25 protein-coding genes are annotated in these 15,574 nt (G+C 65.7%); 1 reads left to right on the top strand and 24 read right to left on the bottom strand.

Translation table 11 applies throughout. The features are described from left to right. Positions 1 to 106: 106 nt before the first annotated feature. The 17 genes from Q8K99_13970 to Q8K99_14050 form a co-directional block, all read right to left on the bottom strand. Complete coding sequence (locus Q8K99_13970) at positions 107 to 367, bottom strand: hypothetical protein (GenBank protein ID MDP2183657.1); 261 nt, start codon at positions 365 to 367, stop codon at positions 107 to 109. Continuing rightward, entirely contained in the window at positions 318 to 761 is a 444-nt protein-coding gene (locus Q8K99_13975) for a hypothetical protein (GenBank protein ID MDP2183658.1), read from the bottom strand. The genes Q8K99_13970 and Q8K99_13975 overlap by 50 nt, the downstream gene beginning before the upstream one ends. Before the next feature lie 48 nt (positions 762 to 809). Continuing rightward, positions 810 to 1,535 (bottom strand): polysaccharide deacetylase family protein, encoded by a 726-nt coding sequence (locus Q8K99_13980; GenBank protein MDP2183659.1) that lies wholly within the window; start codon positions 1,533 to 1,535, stop codon positions 810 to 812. A gap of 10 nt (positions 1,536 to 1,545) precedes the next feature. Continuing rightward, positions 1,546 to 3,819, bottom strand: a complete 2,274-nt coding sequence (purL, locus tag Q8K99_13985) for a phosphoribosylformylglycinamidine synthase subunit PurL (GenBank protein MDP2183660.1) — start codon at positions 3,817 to 3,819, stop codon at positions 1,546 to 1,548. A gap of 89 nt (positions 3,820 to 3,908) precedes the next feature. Next, complete coding sequence (locus tag Q8K99_13990) at positions 3,909 to 4,313, bottom strand: type II toxin-antitoxin system VapC family toxin (protein ID MDP2183661.1); 405 nt, start codon at positions 4,311 to 4,313, stop codon at positions 3,909 to 3,911. Beyond that, positions 4,310 to 4,618, bottom strand: coding sequence for a ribbon-helix-helix domain-containing protein (locus tag Q8K99_13995; GenBank protein ID MDP2183662.1), 309 nt, complete (start codon positions 4,616 to 4,618; stop codon positions 4,310 to 4,312). Before Q8K99_13995 ends, Q8K99_13990 begins: the two co-directional genes overlap by 4 nt. Positions 4,619 to 4,695: 77 nt before the next feature. Then, a complete protein-coding gene (locus tag Q8K99_14000) occupies positions 4,696 to 5,028 on the bottom strand; it encodes a hypothetical protein (protein ID MDP2183663.1) in 333 nt (110 codons plus the stop codon). Continuing rightward, positions 5,028 to 5,726: a phosphoribosylformylglycinamidine synthase subunit PurQ gene (gene purQ / locus Q8K99_14005; protein MDP2183664.1), complete on the bottom strand. Its 699-nt coding sequence runs from the start codon at positions 5,724 to 5,726 to the stop codon at positions 5,028 to 5,030. The genes Q8K99_14000 and purQ overlap by 1 nt, the downstream gene beginning before the upstream one ends. Positions 5,727 to 5,728: 2 nt before the next feature. Further along, positions 5,729 to 5,965 carry a phosphoribosylformylglycinamidine synthase subunit PurS gene (purS, locus tag Q8K99_14010; protein ID MDP2183665.1) on the bottom strand — a complete coding sequence of 79 codons (237 nt, stop codon included), beginning with the start codon at positions 5,963 to 5,965 and terminating at the stop codon, positions 5,729 to 5,731. A 36-nt stretch (positions 5,966 to 6,001) separates the two neighbouring features. Then, positions 6,002 to 6,490: a hypothetical protein gene (locus Q8K99_14015; GenBank protein MDP2183666.1), complete on the bottom strand. Its 489-nt coding sequence runs from the start codon at positions 6,488 to 6,490 to the stop codon at positions 6,002 to 6,004. Between the two features lie 5 nt (positions 6,491 to 6,495). Then, positions 6,496 to 7,386, bottom strand: a complete 891-nt coding sequence (locus Q8K99_14020) for a phosphoribosylaminoimidazolesuccinocarboxamide synthase (GenBank protein MDP2183667.1) — start codon at positions 7,384 to 7,386, stop codon at positions 6,496 to 6,498. A 148-nt stretch (positions 7,387 to 7,534) separates the two neighbouring features. Next, positions 7,535 to 7,738 carry a hypothetical protein gene (locus tag Q8K99_14025; protein ID MDP2183668.1) on the bottom strand — a complete coding sequence of 68 codons (204 nt, stop codon included), beginning with the start codon at positions 7,736 to 7,738 and terminating at the stop codon, positions 7,535 to 7,537. Beyond that, the gene (locus Q8K99_14030) at positions 7,735 to 8,142 is read right to left on the bottom strand and encodes a type II toxin-antitoxin system VapC family toxin (GenBank protein ID MDP2183669.1); all 408 of its coding nucleotides are present in this window, start codon (positions 8,140 to 8,142) and stop codon (positions 7,735 to 7,737) included. Before Q8K99_14030 ends, Q8K99_14025 begins: the two co-directional genes overlap by 4 nt. Continuing rightward, positions 8,135 to 8,443: a ribbon-helix-helix protein, CopG family gene (locus Q8K99_14035; GenBank protein MDP2183670.1), complete on the bottom strand. Its 309-nt coding sequence runs from the start codon at positions 8,441 to 8,443 to the stop codon at positions 8,135 to 8,137. The genes Q8K99_14030 and Q8K99_14035 overlap by 8 nt, the downstream gene beginning before the upstream one ends. Before the next feature lie 116 nt (positions 8,444 to 8,559). Further along, positions 8,560 to 9,036, bottom strand: coding sequence for a PIN domain-containing protein (locus Q8K99_14040; protein ID MDP2183671.1), 477 nt, complete (start codon positions 9,034 to 9,036; stop codon positions 8,560 to 8,562). Beyond that, positions 9,029 to 9,304 (bottom strand): CopG family transcriptional regulator, encoded by a 276-nt coding sequence (locus tag Q8K99_14045; protein MDP2183672.1) that lies wholly within the window; start codon positions 9,302 to 9,304, stop codon positions 9,029 to 9,031. The genes Q8K99_14040 and Q8K99_14045 overlap by 8 nt, the downstream gene beginning before the upstream one ends. 190 nt (positions 9,305 to 9,494) lie before the next feature. Next, a complete protein-coding gene (locus Q8K99_14050) occupies positions 9,495 to 9,719 on the bottom strand; it encodes a hypothetical protein (GenBank protein MDP2183673.1) in 225 nt (74 codons plus the stop codon). Between the two features lie 128 nt (positions 9,720 to 9,847). On the opposite strand from Q8K99_14050, the gene Q8K99_14055 reads away from it, so the two are divergent. Continuing rightward, positions 9,848 to 10,216: a DUF3221 domain-containing protein gene (locus Q8K99_14055; GenBank protein ID MDP2183674.1), complete on the top strand. Its 369-nt coding sequence runs from the start codon at positions 9,848 to 9,850 to the stop codon at positions 10,214 to 10,216. Positions 10,217 to 10,256: 40 nt separating this feature from the next. Here the strand turns inward: Q8K99_14055 and Q8K99_14060 are convergent, their stop codons facing one another. The 7 genes from Q8K99_14060 to Q8K99_14090 all read right to left on the bottom strand — a co-directional run bounded on the left by Q8K99_14060 (position 10,257) and on the right by Q8K99_14090 (position 15,538). Then, the gene (locus Q8K99_14060; GenBank protein ID MDP2183675.1) at positions 10,257 to 11,678 is read right to left on the bottom strand and encodes a HAMP domain-containing sensor histidine kinase; all 1,422 of its coding nucleotides are present in this window, start codon (positions 11,676 to 11,678) and stop codon (positions 10,257 to 10,259) included. Next, positions 11,678 to 12,382, bottom strand: coding sequence for a response regulator transcription factor (locus tag Q8K99_14065; GenBank protein ID MDP2183676.1), 705 nt, complete (start codon positions 12,380 to 12,382; stop codon positions 11,678 to 11,680). Before Q8K99_14065 ends, Q8K99_14060 begins: the two co-directional genes overlap by 1 nt. A 154-nt stretch (positions 12,383 to 12,536) precedes the next feature. Continuing rightward, positions 12,537 to 13,499 carry a permease gene (locus Q8K99_14070; GenBank protein MDP2183677.1) on the bottom strand — a complete coding sequence of 321 codons (963 nt, stop codon included), beginning with the start codon at positions 13,497 to 13,499 and terminating at the stop codon, positions 12,537 to 12,539. Between the two features lie 54 nt (positions 13,500 to 13,553). After that, a complete protein-coding gene (locus Q8K99_14075; GenBank protein MDP2183678.1) occupies positions 13,554 to 13,835 on the bottom strand; it encodes a thioredoxin family protein in 282 nt (93 codons plus the stop codon). A 52-nt stretch (positions 13,836 to 13,887) separates the two neighbouring features. Next, the gene (gene hgcB / locus Q8K99_14080; protein ID MDP2183679.1) at positions 13,888 to 14,172 is read right to left on the bottom strand and encodes a mercury methylation ferredoxin HgcB; all 285 of its coding nucleotides are present in this window, start codon (positions 14,170 to 14,172) and stop codon (positions 13,888 to 13,890) included. After that, the gene (gene hgcA / locus Q8K99_14085; protein MDP2183680.1) at positions 14,169 to 15,224 is read right to left on the bottom strand and encodes a mercury methylation corrinoid protein HgcA; all 1,056 of its coding nucleotides are present in this window, start codon (positions 15,222 to 15,224) and stop codon (positions 14,169 to 14,171) included. The genes hgcB and hgcA overlap by 4 nt, the downstream gene beginning before the upstream one ends. Further along, positions 15,221 to 15,538, bottom strand: coding sequence for a metalloregulator ArsR/SmtB family transcription factor (locus Q8K99_14090; protein ID MDP2183681.1), 318 nt, complete (start codon positions 15,536 to 15,538; stop codon positions 15,221 to 15,223). The genes hgcA and Q8K99_14090 overlap by 4 nt, the downstream gene beginning before the upstream one ends. Positions 15,539 to 15,574 lie beyond the last annotated feature (36 nt).

Raw genomic sequence — 15,574 nt, forward strand, 5'->3', positions numbered from 1 at the left:
ATCCTGCGGGGCATCGACGAGTTCAACGCCTCGCCTGTCGTTCTCCGCTGGAACAAGTTCGATCTCGAGGTGGCTTGATGTGTAACTATTCTTCAGGAACGAAGTACTAGAACAGAATGAATACTCCGAGGATCATCTCGAGAAGCACCACCAGAAACGCAAGAAACAGCAGCGCGGCCAAGCCAGCGAGCTGCTCGGACGTGTCGAGCTGGCCCTGATCCTCGTCGGGCTTGAGTGGACCGACCGCCTCGTCGAGCGACTGCGCCTGCTCCGAGACGCCGGATGCCTCCGCGACCTCCTCGGGCGTGGCGGCCTTGTCAACCGGCTTGAAACCGGCAACGCTCGCGGTCCCGGACTTCGTGAGCACTTTGCCCGAGCCGCTGCCCGAGAAGTTCCATCCGTTCTCGACCCGCGATAGCGTGATCGCGCCTGATCCGCTGGCAATGAATGGCCGTCACCGAGACGGGCACCGTCACCTCGTCCCCGTTCCATGCGGCAGCCCCCGTCGAACTGACGGGGAACCCATACACTTCCGAGGAGAACTGGATCTCGTCGCCCAGGTCGGTGACCACGACAACGGCACTGATCGGCTTGCCTGTGTTCGTGCTGCCGGCGACCTCGTACGTACCCGCGAACGAGCCGTCACGCGCATCGGCCGGTTCGGCAGGCGTCTCCTCGGCGAATGCGACAAGAGGAACTGACAGCAGGAGTAGCGTCAGCGCGATCGCAAGACTGCGCCGGACTCCAGGTGTGAGACCCACGACTCCCCCTCTCGGATCGGCGGCCATTCCCAGATTATGGCGGACGCGTCAGGGGGTCTGTCCCGCCGCGCCGGGCGCCCGTGTTCGCGCCCTCGCATCGAGTTCGCTCAGCGAGACGACATCGAGTCCCTTCGCCCGCAGCCCGCCAAGGAGTCCCGGCAACGCCTCGACGGTCATCGTGCGGTCCAGGCGCCCGTCATGGGACAGGAGGATGTCACCCGCGAGTGTCTCGCCAACGAGCGTGGCTGCCATCTCCTCGGCGGAGCGGAACCGCGAGCGTTCCACGACGCGCGACCACAAGGCGACCCTCAGGCCGCACTCTGATGCGAGCCTCCTTTGTGCAGCGTTCAGCACTCCCCTCGGCGGCCGGTACCACACCGGCTCAACACCGAGCTGGTGAAGAGTGCGTTGGCTCTCCTCAAACTCTCGCGCGAGCGTCGCGGCATCCATCGCAGACACATCTCCATGGGTTTGCGAGTGGTTCGCAATCTCGTGGCCCTCGGCGATGATGCGCCGCACGAGCGCTGGATTCCGCTCACAATGCTCGCCGACTACGAAGAACGTCGCACGCACCTGATGAGCTGCAAGGATGTCGAGGATCTGCGGTGTGTAGCGCTCGTCAGGTCCGTCGTCAAAGGTGAGTGCGACGGCGCTTTGCACCTTGGGCATGCGGCAACACACGCCGAAGCGGGACGCGAGAATCTTGTCCACGGGGACGCCCAGCGCAAGAACCACCAGCGCCACGACGACCCCCGACCGTACGATCCCCCTCATACTCCCCCCGCTATCCCTCGTACAGCTCCTCCGGCTGGATCTCTCCGTGGACGAGCCGCTCAAGCGTGGGTTCCCATGCCCGCCGCAACGTCTCGACGTCCACGTCGACCTTCTCGCGGATGTGGAGCCGCGATCCTCCCACCGCGCCGATCACAGCGTACGGCACCAACCGCTGCTCCAGTATGCCAAGGAGCGCCTCCACGTCGCGCTGCGCCACCGTGAGTACGATGCGGCTCTGAGACTCCGAGAACAGGCTTGAGATCGCGGGCAGCTCGTCGTCGATGCGCACGTCGCAACCGATGCCGCCCGCGATGCAGCTCTCGGCGAGCGCGACAGCGATGCCACCCTCGGAGCAGTCGTGGGCCGACCTCGCAAGGCCTGCGCGAATCGCGTCGCGAACCGCGTCAGCCACGTCGGACTCGAGCTCCAGGTCGAGCGCCGGCGGGCGTCCGGCGACCGTGTCGTGCAGCACCTTCAAATACTCGCTGCCGCCCAGCTCGTCATGGGTTTCGCCCACCAGCACCACAACGTCGCCTTCGACCTTGAAAGACATCGTACAGTGCTGGTCCAGGTGGTCGAGCAAGCCGACGAGCCCAACGGTCGGCGTCGGGTAGATGGGCTGGCCGAAGCTCTCGTTGTAGAAGCTCACGTTCCCGGAGATGACCGGAATCTCCCACGCCTTGCATGCGTCGGACATGCCCCGGACGGCCTCGAAGAACGTCCAGAATACCTCAGGCTTCTCGGGCGAACCGAAGTTCAGGCAATCGGTGATGGCCGCGGGCTCGCCGCCGGAGCACGCAACGTTGCGCGCCGCCTCGGCCAGAGCGATCTGGGCTCCCAAGTACGGGTCCAGATAGCAATAGCGGCCGTTGCAGTCACTACTTACGGCGATCGCGCGATCGGTCATCTCTCCTCGGCCGGTGTCACCGATTCGCAGGACCGCGGCGTCACTACCCGGAAGCACGACCGAGTTCGCCATCACCTGGTGGTCGTACTGCTCCCAGATCCAGCGGCGCGAGCAGATGTTCGGACTCGCGAGGATGCGAAGGAGCGTCTGCGTGAGCTCGGCGACCGACTCGGGGTGCATGAGCGAGTGCGGATCGAACGCCTGAACCTTGTCGAGATACGCCGGCCGCTCCTTGGGAGGATCGTAGATAGGCGCGTCATCGGCGAGCGTGGAGGCGGGCACGTCCGCGACTACCTCGCCACCCTGCGTCACCACGAAGCGGCCGGTGTCTGTGACCTGGCCAATGACAGTCGACAGCAGACCCCACTTGTCGCAAACCGCGCGCGCAGCGTCCAGGTTCTCCGGCGTCACGACCGCCAGCATGCGCTCCTGCGACTCGGAGACCATGATCTCGAACGGCTGCATCGCGTCCTCGCGCTGCGGCACCTTGGCCACGTCGATCTCAAGCCCGACACCGCCGCGGCTCGCCATCTCACTGGCCGAGGAGGTGAGCCCAGCCGCGCCGAGGTCGCCGAGCGCCACAAGCAGATTGCCGTCCAGAAGCTCCAGGCACGCCTCGATGAGCAGCTTCTCCTCGAACGGGTCGCCGACCTGCACGCTTGGCCGCTTGTCCTCGGCACGCTCGTCGAACTCCTGACTCGCAAGCGTCGACGCGCCTCCGATGCCGTCCCGACCTGTCGTCGAGCCGATGAGCACTACCAGGTTGCCGGGACCCGCCGCCACTGCGCGCATGAGGTTCTCCTCGCGCATGAGGCCGATCGACATCGCGTTGATGAGGCAGTTGCCCTCGTAGGCTTCCTCGAAGTAGACCTCGCCGCCGACTGTGGGTACGCCAAGGCAGTTGCCGTAGCCGCCAATACCGGCAACGGCGCCCTCGAAGAGATAGCGCTGGCGGGGGTTGTCGAGGGTGCCGAAGCGCAGGGAGTCGAGACTCGCGATCGGGCGCGCGCCCATCGTGAAGATGTCGCGGATGATGCCGCCGATACCGGTTGCGGCACCCTGGTAGGGCTCGATGGCGCTCGGGTGGTTGTGCGACTCCATCTTGAACGCGACCGCCCAGCCGTCGCCCACGCTGATCACGCCGGCGTTCTCGCCCGGACCCTGAAGCACGTGCGCGCCGGTTGTCGGGAACATTCGCAGTGCCTTGCGCGAGTGCTTGTAGCTGCAATGCTCGCTCCACATGAGCGAGTACATATACAGCTCGGTCACCGATGGGACGCGTCCCAGAATCTCGACGATGTGTTCGTATTCCGCGAGCTTGAGGCCGAGTTCTTCGGCAAGTTGGGGGGCGAGTTCGGGGGAGAGGGACTCCGGCATGAGGCGCGACTCCTCGGGCGCGACGGGCGGGACACGCACATCTTACTGCAAGAGGGAGGGCCGTGTTGCCAGGGCGTGCGGACTCCCGGCTACCCCACGAGCAACACATCCGGATACTCACCGTGGGCACGCGAATCGGCGGTCGCAAGCGTCGCTCCGAGAAGCGACGCGCACGCCGGTGCCAGTGCATCGTAGAAGGAGCAGCCGAGGAGCTCGCACTGTCGCGCAGTCTCTGCGACGACCTCGTCGGTGAGGGGGAGCAACGCAAGGTCTGTGGCCTGCAGGCGCTCCCAGGCGGGAACCAAATCCCGGGATGTGTAGTGTCGCTGCACCACAGACAGCACCTCGTGCGCGAAGTGCGTGGGCGCAACCAGAGAGATCTCGCCTCGAACCGCTCTTTCCAGCAACGCGAGAGCCGCATCCTGACCTGCCTCATGCTTGAACCACTTCACGCCCACGGAAGCGTCAAGTGCGAATACCGGAAGCTCGCTCATCCTCGATCCTTGCGGACGTCTCGCGGAGGCGCGGCGTCGTCCGTCTCGCGCACCTCGCGAAGGATCTCGAGCGACGGTCGATCGTCCATCACCTCGCGTCCGACGTGGAATGTCCGCATCCCCTCGAGCGCGTCCAGCATACGGCGGCGGCGGGTCTCGTCGGCACGCTCATCGGCGGTCTTGCCGAGATAGGCTGCGAGCGATTCCTGCACGAGTTCGCTGCGCGAGGTTCTCTGCTCGGCAGCTTCGCCATCGAGTCGCTCGAGCAGCTCGTCGGGCAAGGACACCGTGACTTTCGCAGTCATCGTCTTCTCCTTCGCGGTCATACCGTGATTCATACTCATAGTATGACTACCAAGCCGACGCGTCAACGAACAGGCGTTCAGTCCTCGTCGTCAGATGCAGCCCGTGTCCTGCGGGGCGACGGGAAGACCACCCGCAGCAGGTACGCAATCTGCTGGACGAGCGCGACAAGCGTCAGAAGCCCCATGGCGGCCGACAGCGACTGTGCGGGCGTCACGAACATCCCGTACAGCGTCACGCCAAAGAAGGCTGCCTGCACCACGATCCATGGCCACCGCCCGGTGAGGCCGAAGGCGGATCGGGGACGGCGGATCGAATCGATCACGATCGCGACGGCACCCGCCAGAAGGACGAATCCGAGAATCGCAAGGAGCCACATGCCAAGGCCGAAGCCATCTGTGCTCGCAGGCACTACCCTGCGACCTCCGCAAGCCTGGCGACGATGGTCGTGAAGAATCGCTGCCCGTCCACGCCACCGGTCACGGCGTCAACGACGCGCTCGGGGTGCGGCATGAGACCGAACACGTTGCCGCGCTCGTTGCAGATGCCCGCGATGTCGTCGAGTGCACCGTTCGGCGCGCTGCCGTCCTCGTCCCGCGTGCCGTCGGGCTCGCAGTAGCGCAGCACGATCTGACCGCCCGCCTCGAGCCGGGCCCGTGTCGCCTCATCGCAGACGAAGTTGCCCTCGTTGTGGTTGATCGGGATCCGCACGACGGTGCCGGCCGGCATGTCGATCCACTGGCAAACGCTATCTTCCACACGCAGCGACACTTCGCGGCAGATGAACTTGAGTCCCGTGTTGCGCAGGAGCGCGCCCGGCAGCAGGTGAGCCTCCGTGAGTATCTGGAATCCGTTGCAGATGCCGATGACCGGTCCGCCGCGCTCGGCGAAGCGCCCGACCGCATTCATCACCGGTGAGAACTGCGCGACCGCGCCGCAGCGAATGTAGTCGCCGTAGGAGAAGCCGCCGGGCAGGACAATCGCGTCGAAGCCGGAAAGGTCGGTGTCACCGTGCCACACGAAATCGGCCTCGAAACCGAGATGGCGAGCGGCGTGGATCACGTCCTGCTCGCAGTTCGAGCCCGGAAAGATGACGACACCGAAGCGCATGCTCACGCCTCCCCAACAGTCTCGATGCGGAAGTCCTCGATAACCGGGTTCGCAAGCAGCTTCTCGCACATCGCGCGCACCGTATCGAGGTCTGCGTCGGCGTCAATCTGGATGAACTTGCCGATCTTCACGCTCTCGATCCCCGCGTAGCCGAGGTTGGCGAGCGCCCGCTCGGCTGTCGCACCGGGAGGGTCGAAGATGCCCTTCTTGTACGTCACAAAGACCTTGTATTGCGCCATGGTCCGACATCGTCCCTTCCGTAAACGCGGCTCGCACTAGCCCTTCTTGGCCGAGGAATCCCCGGCTGAGTCACCTTTGTCTTCCTTCGCCTTCGCGGCCGGCGCACCTTTCGAAGAGCCTTTGCCGCCTGCCATCATCGCCTTGCGCATCGGGCGCAGCTTGGTCCAATCGATGTAGATGGCCGTGAACAGGCACGTGTAGGTCAGCGCGAGCATCCAGTTGCCGATCTCCGTGCGGAACTGCCACAAAGCCCCAAGGAAGAAGACGGTGCCCGTGATCATGAGTCCTGCCCAGATCTTGCGCCAGCGTCTGAACTCGGGGGTATTGGGTGTGGGTAGCGGTTGGAAGAACTTGCGCCAGCCTTTGACCTCCGGCTTCGCGTCGGCCTTCTTCTTGGCCGCGGTTCGCGTCACCTCGACGGTGCCCTTCTCGCGCATAGGCTTGGCGCGCGCGGCGCTCTTGCGGGTCTTTCCGAGCTCGGCGTCACGCCGGTAGCGCGGGTTGCTGGCGCTTCTTCGGGCCATACGGATCAGGCATCCCCTTCCGGGACGAACGTTCGGCCTGTGATGAGTTCGTAGGCCTGGATATAGCGAGCACTGGTTCCCTCCACGATGTCGGCAGGCAGCGCCGGCGGAGGCGGGGTCTTGTCCCAGCCGATGCTCTCGAGCCAGTCGCGCACGTATTGCTTGTCGAAACTCGCCTGTCCTCGGCCAGACTCGTAGTCGTCGGCTGGCCAGAACCGGCTCGAGTCCGGTGTGAGCACCTCATCGATGAGCGTGACCTGTCCGTCGATGAGTCCGAACTCGAACTTCGTGTCGGCGATGATGATCCCGCGGGAGGCCGCATGCTCGCGTGCCGCCGAGTAGACGGCGACGGTCTTGTCGCGCAGCTCCTCGGCGTACGGGAGTCCGATGACCTCGACCATGCGCTCGAAGTCGATGTTCTCGTCGTGTTCGCCGATCTCCGCCTTGGTCGACGGCGTGAAGATCGGCTCGTCGAGGCGGCTCGATTCCACGAGGCCTTCCGGCAGCTGGATGCCGCAGACGGTGCCCTCGCGCTGGTACTCCTTCAGCCCCGAGCCGGCGAGATAGCCACGCACGATGCACTCTATCGGGAAGACTGTCGCCTTGCGCACAAGCATGAAGCGTCCGCGCAGGTAGTCGGCGTGCGCAGTGAACTGCTCGGGCAAATCTGCGACATCGGTCGAGAGCAAGTGGTTCGCCACTATGTCGCCAAGGAGCTCGAACCAGAACAGAGAGAGCTTCGTGAGGACTTCGCCTTTGTATGGAATCGGCTCCGGCAGGACCACGTCGAACGCGCTGATGCGGTCCGAGGCGACAAGCAGCAGTCTGTCGCCAAGATCGTATAGATCGCGGACTTTGCCTTGAGAGTCGGGACTAAGGCCCTGCGGCTGCGTCACAGCAGTCGCTCCTTTCGGGGTCTCGTGCGGTCGGCACCGTCACCCGAGGACGTCGAAGTGCTGCGAGGGCGCGGAGGTACGCGGTCATTGTAGGCGATAGCGCGAGGGGATTGTAGGGCGCGCAAGGCCGGATTCGAGCTTCGCACGCTCAGTACATGCCGAGGGAAACACGCCGGGCGATGTCGACTCGCGACATCGTCCCTGCGTCGAGCGCAGCAGGCGGCTCGCCGAGCAGTCGGCCCTTGACGAGAGTGCGCACCTGTCCGCAATGCACCCAGGTCTCATCTGCGCCAGGCAAGCCCGTCACGCACTCGGAAGCCCGCTCGCAACCGCCGCGAGCCGCCCGCCTCATTCCACGAGAGCAACACCCGCAAATCGCCGATGCGCGCGGGCGTCCGCCGAGTGCAGGATCGCTCCGAGACGCTCGGCGAGCGCCGGAGCGAGTGCATCGTAGAAGGAACACCCCAGCAACCGGCATTGGTCGAAAGCTGCTTCGGCGACCTCCTCGTCAAGGCCGATCACGGTGAGATCCGCCAGCTGCAGACTCGCCCATGCCTGGCGCCCCGTCTCGGGGCCACCGTGGCGAACGGCGACGCCCACGACCTCATGCACGAAGTGCGAGGCCACCACGATTCGGAGCGAACCCTCGCCATGACGCGCGAGAAGCTCCATCGCCGTCTCGCGCCCCGGCTCCGGCTTGATCCACTTCACCCCGACCGAGGAGTCGAGGACCACGAGACGCCGCTCGTCACTCACCAGCCGACACCGACTCGTCGTCCGACGGCCCAGGCGCCTCGCCTCGCAGCTCGCGCAGGTATGCGATCCCGGGAGTTTCGTCCGATCCCCAGGCGCCTGCGATCGCATCGAATCCCTCCTGCGCGGCAGCCATCCGCTCCCGACGACGCCGCTCGTACTCCCCACTCCGGCGCTCGGCTACGTAGCTGGCCGTCGCCTCGCGAATGACCGCGCTCCGCGTGAGCCCGTCCGCCGAGGCGATCTCGTCCACGTTCGAGACGAGCTCTCGCGGAAGCGAGATGCTGAACTTGTCGACAGCCATGGTCGCTCGCTCTCTGGTCGTACCATTCAGTCGTACCCATGGTACGACTGCTGACCAAGGAGATGCAAGCTGCCACCCGGCCCACCTCGCCAGGCTTCGCCCCCAGCGCAGTCCGGCTACTCAGCCCGCAGCCCCAGCTCTGCAAACGCGAAGTCGGCCGCGAACGGGTCGATGAACGACACCCCGTCGACCTCGCTGCGGTGGGAGAAGTCCTCGGAGAGGACCATGCGGACGCCGTTCGCGTATGCGACTGCCCATAGGAGCGCGTCGAAGATCCGCAACCCCCGTCTGCGCGAACAGTCTCCCGCCAGCAAGACCGTCTGCGCGTCGGTTGCGAGCACCTGAAAGGCCGCGGCGAGTCCCGTAACATGACCAAGGACCGCCGCTCGATCGCTCGACCTCACGGTGCCGCGAGTGAAGACGTCGAACGTCTCGACGAGCACCTGCGTGCTCAGCACGCCAATGCCCGCGCGGGCACATGCCCTCACCACCGACCGGGCCCGTTCGCACTTGGCACGCTCTTCCGGGCCAGATGCCGTGCTTCGCGCATAGACCAGAACGTTGGTGTCGATGAGACAACGCAAATCAGTCACCGTAGCAACCAAGCCGGTAGCTGTCGCGAACGCTGCCGAGATCGAACGGCGCTCTGTCCCATTCCTCGAAGAGCGCATCGACGATCCGCGCAGTCTGCTCGCCGTGCTCTCGGCCCCGCGCGTCCGCCTCGACGAACGCATCGATCGCCTCGCGGACCAGTTCCGACTCCGAGACCCCGCGTTCTCTCGCGAGCACCTTGAGAGTCTCATCTTGAGTCGGTTCGATGTTGAGCTGCTTGCGCACCATGCGCTTGACCGTATCGGACATGGCTTCCCACCTTCTTGCCAGAGTCTGACCGAGGAGAACGGACAGGCGGACGGGCGTTCGCCGTCATCGCCCTAGTATACATCTAGTATACATCGCCATGGTTCAGCGGTTCAACGAGTTTGCCCGGAATCCAGAGATCCCGTGAGCCAGTGCGTGTGGGCGTAGGAGTTGGCGCAGGTGGTCGGCATCCTCAGCTCAGGATCTTCCACCCGAAGTACACAGTCGCTGCGACCAGCCCATGACCGGCTCCGGCGCCCACCAGCACCCAGGCTCCCCACTTGTGCACCTTCATGTGGGTGCGTCCCTTGAAGTGGATAACCCGCAGCCCCACGAGCACCTGGAACGCCGCGAGCAGAAACATGACCACCCCGCCGACCAGCACGGAACCCCACTGAAGCTCCACTCCAAGAATCATCGTCGCCCCTCCAAAGCCCGAGCCTGCTCACTGAATACCCTACCCGTGTTTCGCACTACCCGCGATTCGGAAGAACCACATTGATGACTCGCGCGTCTCACCATCAATACCTTGCCAAGGAGGCATGAATGTCCCGCACGCCGCGCATCCTCATTGCTGCACTTGCCGCGCTCGTGTTGACCGCAGCCGTCGTCGGCTGCACCGCCGCACCGCCGAGCGAGCCACCAAGCATCACCGGGACCGTCACGCAGTACATGGCCGACGGCACCGGAGGCGGCAGCTTCCTCATCGAGAACGGCACGCCCGGTTCCAGCGGGTACAACGTGGCCAGCGTCCACGTCGACTCCAAGACCGAGATCTTCGACGCCAAGGACAACCCCGCCACCTTCGCCGACATCTCCCAAGCCTCGAAGCTCGAGGTGTGGTTCACCGGCCCCGTTGCCGAGTCCTACCCGGTGCAGGCTACGGCGGGGAGCATCCGCATCCTTGGCGAGTAGGGTGCCCGGTACGCGGTCGACGACGCGCCTCGACTCGCGGCTATCGGCGACGAGCGGGCGGCTTGGATGGTTCAGGCAGACCCGCCAGCGGGACGCGGACCGCGAACACACTGCCGCCCCCGGCGCGGTTCGCGGCCTCCACGCTCCCGCCGTGGCGCTCGACGATCTCCTTGACGACCGCCAGCCCAATGCCGAGCCCGCCGCTTGCGCGATCGCGTGCTCCGTCCGCGCGCCAGAAGCGCGAGAACACGCGCTCGAGATCTTCCTCGGCGATGCCGATCCCGGTGTCCGCGACCTCGATAAGAGCGCGGTCCCCGTCGCGACCCAACGTGACCGTCACGACGCCGCCCGACGGCGTGTAGCGACACGCGTTCGAGATGAGGTTGCCGACCGCCTGCGTGAGGCGGTCGGAGTCGCCGTCCACCATGAGGCCGGACTCGATCTCCTCGGCCAGGGTGAGACCACAGGACTCGAAGAGCGCGCGGTGCGCGTCGACCGCCATGCGAACCGGGCCCGCGAGGTCGATGCGCTCGAGGCTCATCGGGGTGCTGCCGCGCTCGAGGCGCGTCAGCTCGAGGATGCCGTCGGCCAGGCGTGCGAGACGAACCGTCTCGTTGCGCACCGTGCCGAGGTGCTCCTCATCGGCAGGCATGACGCCATCCTGCATCGCTTCGACGGTCGCCTGAATGGCCTGCAGTGGCGTGCGCAGTTCGTGGGCGACGTCGGCCGTGAGCCGCCGCTCCATCTCTCGGTCGGCCTCGATGGCGTCGGCCATCTCGTCGAACGTCCGGCCGAGCACGCCGATGGAGTCCTCTCCGTCGAGTTCCGTGCGTGCGTGCCGGTCGCCAGCACGTAGCCGCTCCGCGGTCGCCGTGATCTTGTCGAGCGGCCGCACTATCGTCATCGCGAACACGAGGCCGGCAAGCGACGCGCCGAACACCGAGATCAGCGCGGCAGTGATGAGTCCCTGGAAGCTCGACCGGCGGAATCGCCAGTCGTTCTCGGTCAGCAACCCCTGCGGAGACAGTGACCACATGCGCACAACCCCGACGATCTCTTCCTGAGCCACGATGGGCGAGGTCACGACGGGCCCCTGCGGCTCGCGGTAGCCAGATGGCACGCCCGCGATCGACTGGCCCAACATGGTCGCGTGGTACGTGTCGTCGTAGATGACGCTCCCGCGCGCATCGAGCACCTGGAGCGCGAGCCCGCTCATCATGCCGAAGCGCGGCATCTCGGAGAATCCCTGCAGCGTCCACCCTCCGGAGTTCTCGTATGACCTGCCAAGGAGGGTCGCCGCGCCGTCCGCAGTGTCCTGAAGGCCTTCGCGAACGTAGGCATCGAACTGCCCGCCCCACACGGCTGTGAGGATGACCGCCGACAGCATCGCCGTGAATGCGGCGACTACCGCAAAGGCGAGCGCCAAGCGTCGCCCGAGACCTCGGCGTCCCGGGGCCTTCATCAGTCGTCGTCCTCGGCAGGCTCGAAGCGGTAGCCGACACCGTGAACGGTGTAGATGAACGTCGGCTGCTTGGGGTCGTCATGCAACTTGGCGCGCAGGTTCTTCACGTGGGAGTCGATCGTGCGCTCGTAGCCCTCGAAGTCATAGCCAAGGACCTTCTCGACGAGCTCCATGCGCGAATACACGCGGCCCGGATAGCGCGCAAGTGTCATGAGCAGCTTGAACTCACTCGCGGTCAGGTCGAGCTCTTCCTCGCCAATGAACGCCTTGTGCGCCGCGACGTCGACCTCGAGGGAGCCGTGGACCAGCCGGTCGCGCTGAGGTTCGGCGCCAACGTGCGCGCGGCGTAGCAGTGCCCGTACCCTCGCCACCAGCTCGCGCGGCGAGAACGGCTTGACGAGGTAGTCGTCGGCACCGAGCTCCAGACCGGCGACCCGGTCCTCGAGCTCGCCTTTTGCGGTGAGCATGATGATAGGCACGTCGGAAACGTCCCGGATGGTGCGGCAGACCTCTTCGCCGGAAGCCTTCGGGAGCATGAGGTCGAGAACGACTAGGTCGAAGGAATGCTGGTCGAAAGCATCAATCGCGGCGATGCCATCGGCGGCTCCGGTGACCCAGTAGCCTTCCTTCTCGAGATAGGCAGTGACTGCTTCTCGGATGGCCTTCTCGTCCTCGACGACAAGTACGCGTCGCGTTGTGGACATGGGTGTGCTGCCTCCCTATGAGGGCGCCGGGGTGGCGGGGCTGCCCCCCGACGTGGCACTCCGTATAGCAAAGTGTAGCCCCGAGCAGCATATTCCCGCACGATTCCACCGAATCTCCACGTGGGGGGAAGGCGCTACGAAGAAGCCCTCGCCCCTACAGCACCATGTTGAACAGATACCCGACCGCGATGATCGTCACCGCGTTGATCGCGACGAATATCGCGATGAGCTTGGGCTTGATGACCTTGCGAAGGATGATCATCTCGGGCGTCGAGAGCGCCACGACCGCCATCATGAACGCGAGCACCGTTCCCATCTGCATGCCCTTGTCCACGAGCACGCTCACGATCGGGATCACGCCAGCCGCGTTGCTGTAGAGCGGCACGCCAATCAGCACTGCGATCGGCACCGCAAGCGGGTTGCCCGGGCCGGCCCAGCGCACGAGGAAGTCATCCGGCAGGTAGCCGTGCATCGCCGCCCCGATCGCAATGCCGCCGATCACGTACGGCCATACCTTCCCGACGATCTCGCGCACGTAGCCCCGCGCATACGCGATGCGGTCCGCGCGGGTCATCTCCTCGGCGGGCTTGTCCCCGACCTTGATCTGGTAGACGTACTCCTCGACGAGGTGCTCGAGACCCAGCTTGCCGATGACGATGCCGCCCACGATGGCGACCGCTAGCCCGGCCACGAGGTAGAGCGCGGCGATCTTCCACCCGAACATGCCAAGCAGCAGTACGAGCGCGACCTCGTTCACCATCGGGCTCGCGATGAGGAACGAGAACGTCACCCCGAGCGGCACACCGGCCTCGACGAAGCCGATGAAGAGCGGGACAGCCGAGCACGAGCAGAACGGGGTGACGACGCCCAGGCTCGCCGCGAGCACGTTGCCCACGTAGAGGCGCGAGTGCGACAGGTAGCCCTTGGTGCGCTCCGGCGGGAAGTACGAGCGGATGATCGCCACGACGAACACGATCACCGCGAGCATCAGCAGGATCTTCGGCACGTCGTAGAGGAAGAACGCGACGGCCTGACCAAGCGCGGAGTCCGGAGACAGCCCGATCAGGTCGAAGGTGGCGCGCTCGGCAAGCCACTGCAGAGGATAGAAGATATCCATGGGGTCAGCCCGCCATGCGGCCCCACGCGCGGAATCGCCCGCGCGTGGGGTCGGCTAGCAGCAACTCCCGCCGCAGCCGCAGCCGCCCGTACCGGCGTCGGCGGCGCCCTGGAGCAGGCGGGCGACCTCCTCGGCGGACGGAACGCGACCGGCAACCTTGACCTGCTCGTCGACGACGAGCGCCGGCGTGGTCATGACGCCGTAGGCCATGATCTGCTGGAAGTCGGCGACCTTCTCAAACGTCGCGTCGAGTCCGAGGGATGCTGCCGCTTCGCGCGTCACCTTCTCGAGCCTGTCGCAGTTCGCGCAACCCCCGCCAAGGATCTTGATGTTCATTCTTCCTCGTGTCCTTTCACCTGGCGGGCAGCTCGCCCGCGCGTCTTGGTAGCTAGCAGCACGCGTCGCCGCAGTTCGGCTCCGTGCCGCGGATCCATCCGTTGATGATCGCCGCCGCGCACCCGACACTCGCGTCGACCTCGATCGCGGCCCACGCGCAGTTGCGCACGCACGCCCCGCACTCCATGCATGCGTCACGGTCGACCACGACCGCGCGTCCGTCGCACATCTCGAACACGCCATGCGGGCAGACCATCGCGCACATCCGGCAGCCGGTGCATTTCTCGGCGTCGTACGCGAGAGTCACGACGCCCTCGACATACCTCAGCCCGCTCACGCGATCACCGCCACTGCCGCGCTCGCCAGCAACGCCACCACCGATGTCGCAGCGAGCCCGACCTGCACCGGCAGCCAACGCCGCATCTCAGCGTTCACACCCGAAAACGACGTGTACGTCGAGCTCCCGGTGAAGTTCATCGCACCGAACGACGCGCCGGCCGTGATGCCCGCCACACCCGCGACAGCCGCAAGCCAGCTCACGTGCACACCCGCCAACGAGACCGCCGCGATCGCGGCCAGCGCAGTGAGCGCCCCGACGATTGCGCCCTTCTGCGAGAACATCCGTCCGGGAACCCACGGGAGCAGCACGGGCGTCAACACAAGCCCCGCGAGGACGGCGAGCAGCGCCGCGGCCAACACCGGAACTCCTCGGCCAAGCACTCGATCGAGCGAGAACAGGGGATCGAGACCGAGACCGGTGAGCGCCAGGAAGCCCACAGCTGCGGCGAGAACCTTCGGCTGGAATGCGATGGAAGTCTCGACGCCGGTGAGCACGACGCGGTCGCGCAGGGTGAAGCGAACACGGCGCATCTCGGGAGTCGCCTTCATCCCCGCGACCAGAAACTCCCGGATGTCGGCGGCACGCACCGGGCCATACACGACGCGGAAGCCGGTGAAGGTCTTGACCTCGTGCGCGGACACGCCTGGCGCACCGAGCTGGGGCACGACAAGGGTTCGGTGCTCAACGACCTCGGCCAGTCGTGATTCGAGCACGCGCTTGGCGAGCTCGACCGTGCCGAAGGTGCCTTTGCCGGCAGCACACCACACGTTGACGCCACGCGTGTCGAGCACGAGGATCCACGCGTCGATGCCGGCAAGTTCGCGGCGCAGCGCGTCGAAGGAGAGCTTGAAGTTGGCACTCACGAGTACCGGTGAGTCCGGATTCGGAGCGCCCACCGCGTGGAGCCCGGACTCCACGCGGTAGTCCATGCGAAAGAGGTTGAGTCGCACGCGAATCGTGCCCAAGCGGTCGCCCAACGACAGTCGCGTTGCGACCCTCGGCACCGCGCCCACAGGCGTTTCGACCATCTGCATGGCCAAGGAGCTCACGATTCCTCCCCGGGTGCGTCGCAAGCGCAACCGGTACCGGCAGCAGCCGCTCCCGCGCGACCGGCGAGGTTCGCGAACGAGCCCGCGAGTCGTGTGAGAGCCTCGGGCTCCAGAGAGCAGTGTAGCCAGCGGCCGACGCGGCGCGTACGCACGATTCCGGCCTCGCGCAGCTGCTTCACATGGTGAGATGCGAGCGCGTCCGAGGCGTCGAGGGCTGCGGCGATCTCGCAGATGCACTTCTCGCCATCGGCAAGAAGCTCGACGATCCGCAGCCGGTTCTCATCGGCCAGGGCTTTGAGGAGTTCGGTGTCCATAGGCCGAGTATATTCAAATGCGCGTTTTATTGTCAA

The organism is Actinomycetota bacterium, assembly GCA_030682655.1.
Lineage (GTDB): Bacteria > Actinomycetota > Coriobacteriia > Anaerosomatales > JAUXNU01 > JAUXNU01.